Here is a 6,094-nt window from a genome sequence, read left to right as displayed (position 1 = left end):
CCACAATCCTTGTGGGAGCGAGCCTGCCCGCTCCCACAGGTTGTGCGCCTTGGTTGGCCTTGGTGTTACGGCAGCAACACGGCGCGGCGGGCATCACCGAGGATGTCGACGCCGTTGAGCACGAACTTCTGGGTGCGCACGTCGACATCGATCACCGGAACGCCGTTTTCCAGGCGGTTGTAGGTGCGGCAGGACAGCTCGAGGGTGGTCTTGGGCTTTTCACCCATTTTCACGATGGCTTCTTCGAGGACCTTCAGCTTGCCGCCGACGGTGTGGTAGGTGAACCAGGTGTTACCGTCCTGATCCTGACCGGCTTCACGCACGTTCAGCAGGATGTCGTCGCCCAGCTTCACGCCCAGCGCCAGCATCACTTCGGGACCGGCGCCCTGCAGGATCAACTTGGCGCCCAGGGCCTTGGCGCTCTTGGCCATCTCCTCGACGACGAAGCGGCCGCCGACCATGTTTTCCATGTCGAATTCGATCTTCGGCGGGGTGAACTCTTCCACGGTCGCCGACAACGGCAGGCCTTGCAGGGTGGCCGCGATGGCCTGTCTTACGCGGTTGGTAAACATTAGAGAACGTCCTCCAGGAACTGCTCGATGATTTCATCGCGGGCGTTGAGTTGATAAATCATGTGTTCGTTCGGCGCGTAGCGGCCGTAGTCGATGACCACGTACCAGGTACCGTTTTTGTACTTCTCGACGCTGTTCAACGGCTCTCCCATTGCTTGACCTTGGCCAGCGCGGCGATGGCCAGGCTCGATGGCGCCAGGAACACGTTTTTCTTCGCGGCCTTGGAGTACACCGACGGCATGTTGTGCACCAGCAGGCAGCGGTCGAAACCGAGGTCCGCGCCGCCCAGCTCCTGGCTGTAAGTCACTTGATCGGCGACTGCGGCATCCTTGCCGTCGAGTACCACGCGAGCCTTGATGCGTTTGCCGAACGAGGCGAACTCACTGGCCACTGCTTTGGTGCCGGTGAAACCCGGCGCACCGATAATCGTCAGGTCTTCCGGTACACCGCCAAGCGCGGCCAGGCCCAGTTTGCGACCGGTCACTGGCTCGATGCCGCCGATCACGTTGTTCACGGTGTCGGCCGGGGTCGCGCCCTCTTCGACGATGACCACGTAGACCGGCACCTTGACCACTTTCAGGATCTGGAACACCGCGTGAAACAGCGTGCCCGACTCGGTACCGGTCGGGTCCAACAGTGCCTGGGTGGTGAAGCTGTTGATGCGGAACGGGGCGTTACGCGGAATCAGCAGATCCGCTTTCGGCGCAGTGCCGACCAGACCGATGACGTTGTCACCCAGGCCACCCATGGCCTCGGGGGATTCAGTGGCATTGACGGTAATGCCGTTGTGCTCGAAGTTCAAAACCTCAGCCATGGTTATTCAGCCTTCTTGGCAGCGGCCTTTTTGGCCGGGGTGGATGTAGAGGCCGACTCGACGGCCTCGGTTTTTTTCAGCTCCAGACGACCAGCGCTGCGCAGCGCACTGGCTTCCACATCGAGCAGGTCGAGTTCTTGACCGACGCTCGACCAGTGGCCACCTCCGGTGGGGAATGGGACGAGCACGGTGTAGGTTTGGCGTAGTGCCATTTGGGGTTCTCCAGATACGAAAAAGCCCCGGATGAGTGGGGCTGTCGGGTGTTGTGTGATGTGAAGCGGATAAGAAAACGCCCCGTCGGTGCGGGGGCGTTTATTGGGACTGGGCTATAAGCCAAAGAGGCGACGGCGGACGGTGTTCAATCAACGGAAACTCGCCAGCTCCTGGCCAGTTGCGAAGCGCTCGACGATAAGCTTGCAGCTCTGCATATTGAGCTGCGGAAAGAGTGGTCTCGACACCTTCCTCCTGCTCGTCGTGGTGCCGCACAATCACCGCGTCAGTTGTAGCCAACTGGACATTCCGCCACTCTCGTTCGATGCCTGCCAACTCCTCGGCTGACAGCGGAGGCGGATCTATCAAAATCGGATAACCATCAGACTGACGCGCAGCAACCTTTTTGGGACTGGTCGATAGCTCATCAAGGAGACTTAGCCAATACTCCAGAGGTACTTCTATAACATCACTCGGAATATCTGCACCATTAATACCTGTTTYATAAGCGCCGCAGGTACTTGGACTAAAAAAAATCATTTGATCACTCATTTAATACCCCACTGCCCGCCAGCGAACGAACCAGTTAACGTTCGTTTGGCTATTCAAGTTTTTTATTCGCAAAGTGCACCCCTGCTTGGTTTGAGTACCCATAACAAGCATGACTACCGCCATATCACCTCCCTCGTGAATTCCAACTATCGAACTGAAACCGACTGGAAAGGATATGGGGAAAGTTACATAAACAAAGCCGTTTGCATCAGACTGAGCCGTCCCCCATTGGTCCAACGTCCCACTGGGACTTGCTTGATATCCGCTCGTATTAAGACTCGCCTTGAACTGCGGTGAATACTTCAGACCCCCCATACCATGCATACGCCACACTCCAGTTTCCTTGGTAAGGCTGACAGTTTCGCCCCACTTGAGGGTCATGGTTGTATAGAGCGATCCATCCGGGCTTATCTTGTCAGCACCGGCGGCGACAATTGTCTTATCTACGCCAGAAGGATTATGAAGAGTGATCGTTGCCCCAATGGGAACATCCGCCAGCAACGGCAGCGTCACTGTTTGAGCCCCGCCGTAAGCTATGGACAAGAACTGGCCAACGTCGGCTGCCAGTAGTGTGATAGCGCCGCTGGGAGCTATAGATCGGCCGCCCGAAAAGTTCCCGAGCGCCCGCTGTACAAACTCGGTCGTAGGGATCTGCTTGGTATTGTCGAATAGCGTCGGAGTCGGCGCCGTTGGATTCCCCCCAAACGCCGGCGATAACAAACGGGCATATCCTGCTGTGACGTCTTGGAAAGTCAGCGACGTAGTACCTAATACAATTATGCCGTCTGTGATGAGCTGCCAGATCGTGTCGGTAAGCGTAGCCCCCATCTCCACCGAAACTGTTAGTGCCGAAGTTACGTCAACACTTGAGTCAGCATCCTTTGAACGCCCCCAAACACCATTATCCGCAACATAAATTCCGTTATCTTTCGCCTGCACCTGGTTTTTAACGAGCACCCGATCGCCAGCAACTACCGCAACACCATCAATTGTTTGCGCACCACTTAAAACAATGTTGGCCGTTGTAGCCACCCGTACAGACTGTTTCCTGTCGAGCTTGGCAAGCTCATCGGCGACAAAATTCATCACCCACGCACGCGTCGCTTTCACAACCGTGTCGTCAATCAACAACGTCACCAACGCCGCATTACTGGTCTCGAATATCGAACGAATGTAAAACTCTTTCCCCGACCCCGAAGTCGCCAACACCGGCTTGAACGACTCCGGATACTTGACGATGGCGTAAAGAATGCCGGTATCGGTCCAGATCCCGGCCTCACGCACATACCAGCCGCCCACTTCAGGCGGGATAGTCACTTCAGCCAGCAACCAGCTCGGATTCTTCTCATCCTGGAACAGCGCATTGAGCGGCCCACGCCACACTTCACGCTTGAGCGCCGTGGCAGTCGCGGCCGGGTTGTAAACCGCGCCGCCGCCGTCGCCGACGGAAATCTGCGACAACTTGATCGGTGTGCCCGCCGCCTTACAGGCGGTTTCGTAGGCGATCCCCGCATTAGTGAGCAGGGTGTAATAGTCGGCCATTTAGGACCCCTGAGGATAAATAGTGGAGGTTTCGACGCTGTAGAGTCCGGCGGCCATAAAGGCCTGGCCCGAGGCCTCAAGCCCTTCGATGACAATCGGGTAAACCGTGGTCAGCTCACCGCACACGGTGGCGGCGCCGATGACGTGATTGCCGAATGCGCTCAAGCCGACGGAAACCGTCAAGGTGTCGCGTTCGCTTTTGGCATCGGCCAGGCGTCGGTCGAGACGGGCGTCGATTGCTTCGCTGTAGGGCTGTTCGGTAAAGGCCCTGACGGAAAAACTGTAAGGCGGGCCGGGTGGCGTTTGCTCGTACCAGGCACGAATCTCCGGCACCAGCCTCAACCCCTTGGCCGCGCTTTCCAGCGCCTTTCGTGTCCCGGCCTGTCGTGCGGTGGGCCAGGCGAGTTCGACCGTCAGGCGTTTTTCCACCTCGGGCGCCTCGGCGCTCCATTCGCTGACCCCGCGATCTGCGCCCAGATATGGCAGGAATGCCAGCGGTGTTTCGGCAGGATTCATCAGGTCGGGGAACGGTGGATCGATGCGCTCGAGCAACCGAGCGAAACCGAGATCAAGTGCCTTTTCCAGCGGTGAGCTGTTGGCCGGCAACAGGCTCGGGCGAGGTGTGTCGTCACTCATAACGTATCCACCTCGACCTCGACGCCCGTGCAATACGGCGCTTGAAAAGCGCTCGTCACAATCGGTGCCACTGGCTCAAGAATTTGCAGTTGAACCGCGCCGGCGCTGTGCAGCGTGTAGTCGATCCAGCTCGGGTCCACTCGCCCTTCCAGGCGATGACAGGCATCGGCATACGCCTGCAGCTGCTGTTGCGCGGCAACCTTGGTCAGCCCGGAATCGGGGCCCGGGTTGATCTTCGCGATCACCCGGATTTTGTAGTTCTTGATTTGCGCGCCMTGCACGGTGACCAGGTCCGTTTCGGGCCGGACATCAGGCCGGGCGAAATGCTGGCGAACACCGTCGAGCAGTGCTTGGGATGGCGTGCCATCGCCCTCCCGGGAAAGCACCGTGACCGTGACTTCGCCTGGCGCGGTCCGGCGCCCGTTGCCGTCCTTGACCTGCGCGACATAGCCGTCCGGGTCGAAGGTGTAAGTGACCGTCACCACACCCGCCGCGGTGGTTTCCACCTTCACGACAGGCCGTTCGCCAAGGGTGAAGATCTCGCGCCGATACTGCATCCGCGAGCCCGCCGCCGGTGCATGGGGCGCCAGGTAATAACGCAACCGGGCGTCGTCATCGCTCTCGTAGACCGGATCGATAGGCGGGAATGCCGCCGGATCGCCCGGGTCCAGCAACTGGCGCTCAAGCCCCATGTCCGCGAGGCGCGCGTCGAGGTTGGTGCCGGTGGCCCACCACGCCAGCATCTGCTTGATGCGAGCGTTGTATTTACGTTCGTGGGTTTGCAGCCGCACACAAAACGCCTCAAGGGCCAGGGTCAGCAACTCGCTTTCGTTTTCCAGGCTGACCGCAAGCTTGGCCGCGCTCTCGGGGGAACGGGCGCCGACGTACTCGACAACGAAGGTCTTGAACTCCGCGAGCAGATCCTCGAACGCTTCGACCGTGACGATTGCCGGTTCGGCCAACTGGTTCTGGCCAGGTATCAACATACTCATGCCACCACCTCAAAGGTCTGTTGGCGGTTTTTCCAGGTGCCGGCGAAACGCAACAACAACCCGGCACCGTAGCGGCTGGCCACAATGACCTGCGGCTCGAAATCGTCGATGCCGTTGTACTTGTTGTAAAACGCTTGGGCGGCATGGCTCTGGGCGAGAATCAGCAGGTCGTCGCCGAGGTTCTGCCCCAGCAACTCAGTGAGTGCGCAACCATACAAAGGGCGCTTCTGACGCGTGCCCAACGGCGTGGTCAGCGCCCGGGTGGCGCGCTGCACGAACTGCAGCCAGTCGTCGACCGTTGCGCCGGTGTTTCTATCGATTCCGATCATGGGAAGCTCTTTATGCAGTACTGATGACGCGGCCCTGGTGATCCACCAACGGGCCGCTCAGATGCACACCGGAAGCGTCGAGCCGCATGCCGACGGCGCCCAGTTGCAATTCGATGGCCTCAGGCTTCATTGCCAGCCTCGCCGGGCCAATGTTCAACTCGAGGGATTCATGGGAGCCGGTGAACGCCGCCGGGCCGTTTTTCCAGTGCAAGGTATGGCTGGCGTGGTCGTAACTGCTTTCCGTGCCGTCCTGATAGAGGCGACGCGTCAGCGATGCCTGTGTCGAGACGGGCGGGAACTGACCGCCGTTGAGACCGAACAACGCCACCGACTGCCCACCGCCCTCACCACCGCCGTGGTTCAACAGCAAACACTGCTCGCCCACGGAGGGAATCCGCGACTCGCTCTGCGCGCCAGCACTGGGGTTGAAAAACCGGATCGCCGGGG

At 59.3% G+C, this 6,094-nt stretch carries 8 protein-coding genes and 1 pseudogene; all 9 read right to left on the bottom strand.

The features are described from left to right. Positions 1-65: 65 nt before the first annotated feature. Positions 66-572, bottom strand: a complete 507-nt coding sequence (locus tag AC1DLB_RS20170; protein WP_086944769.1) for a phage major tail tube protein — start codon at positions 570-572, stop codon at positions 66-68. After that, positions 572-1,386, bottom strand: a pseudogene (locus AC1DLB_RS20165) (phage tail sheath protein). The gene AC1DLB_RS20170 and the pseudogene AC1DLB_RS20165 overlap by 1 nt, the downstream one beginning before the upstream one ends. Positions 1,387-1,388: 2 nt before the next feature. Then, entirely contained in the window at positions 1,389-1,598 is a 210-nt protein-coding gene (locus AC1DLB_RS20160; protein WP_018926984.1) for a hypothetical protein, read from the bottom strand. A gap of 100 nt (positions 1,599-1,698) precedes the next feature. Next, positions 1,699-2,148 (bottom strand): hypothetical protein, encoded by a 450-nt coding sequence (locus AC1DLB_RS20155; RefSeq protein ID WP_477785517.1) that lies wholly within the window; start codon positions 2,146-2,148, stop codon positions 1,699-1,701. Next, a complete protein-coding gene (locus tag AC1DLB_RS20150; RefSeq protein ID WP_477743336.1) occupies positions 2,149-3,690 on the bottom strand; it encodes a phage tail protein in 1,542 nt (513 codons plus the stop codon). It abuts the gene before it with no gap. Next, positions 3,691-4,326 (bottom strand): phage tail protein I, encoded by a 636-nt coding sequence (locus AC1DLB_RS20145; RefSeq protein ID WP_477743335.1) that lies wholly within the window; start codon positions 4,324-4,326, stop codon positions 3,691-3,693. Beyond that, on the bottom strand, positions 4,323-5,318 hold the full coding sequence (locus AC1DLB_RS20140) for a baseplate J/gp47 family protein (protein WP_477785516.1): 996 nt from the start codon (positions 5,316-5,318) through the stop codon (positions 4,323-4,325). The genes AC1DLB_RS20145 and AC1DLB_RS20140 overlap by 4 nt, the downstream gene beginning before the upstream one ends. Beyond that, positions 5,315-5,647, bottom strand: coding sequence for a phage baseplate protein (locus AC1DLB_RS20135; protein WP_018926989.1), 333 nt, complete (start codon positions 5,645-5,647; stop codon positions 5,315-5,317). Before AC1DLB_RS20135 ends, AC1DLB_RS20140 begins: the two co-directional genes overlap by 4 nt. Positions 5,648-5,657: 10 nt before the next feature. Then, the coding region (locus AC1DLB_RS20130; protein WP_477785515.1) for a phage baseplate assembly protein V at positions 5,658-6,094 on the bottom strand (437 nt) is incomplete at its 5' end.

This window comes from Pseudomonas sp. 05N434 (assembly GCF_056396965.1).
This window is presented reverse-complemented; position numbering and strand designations above follow the sequence as displayed.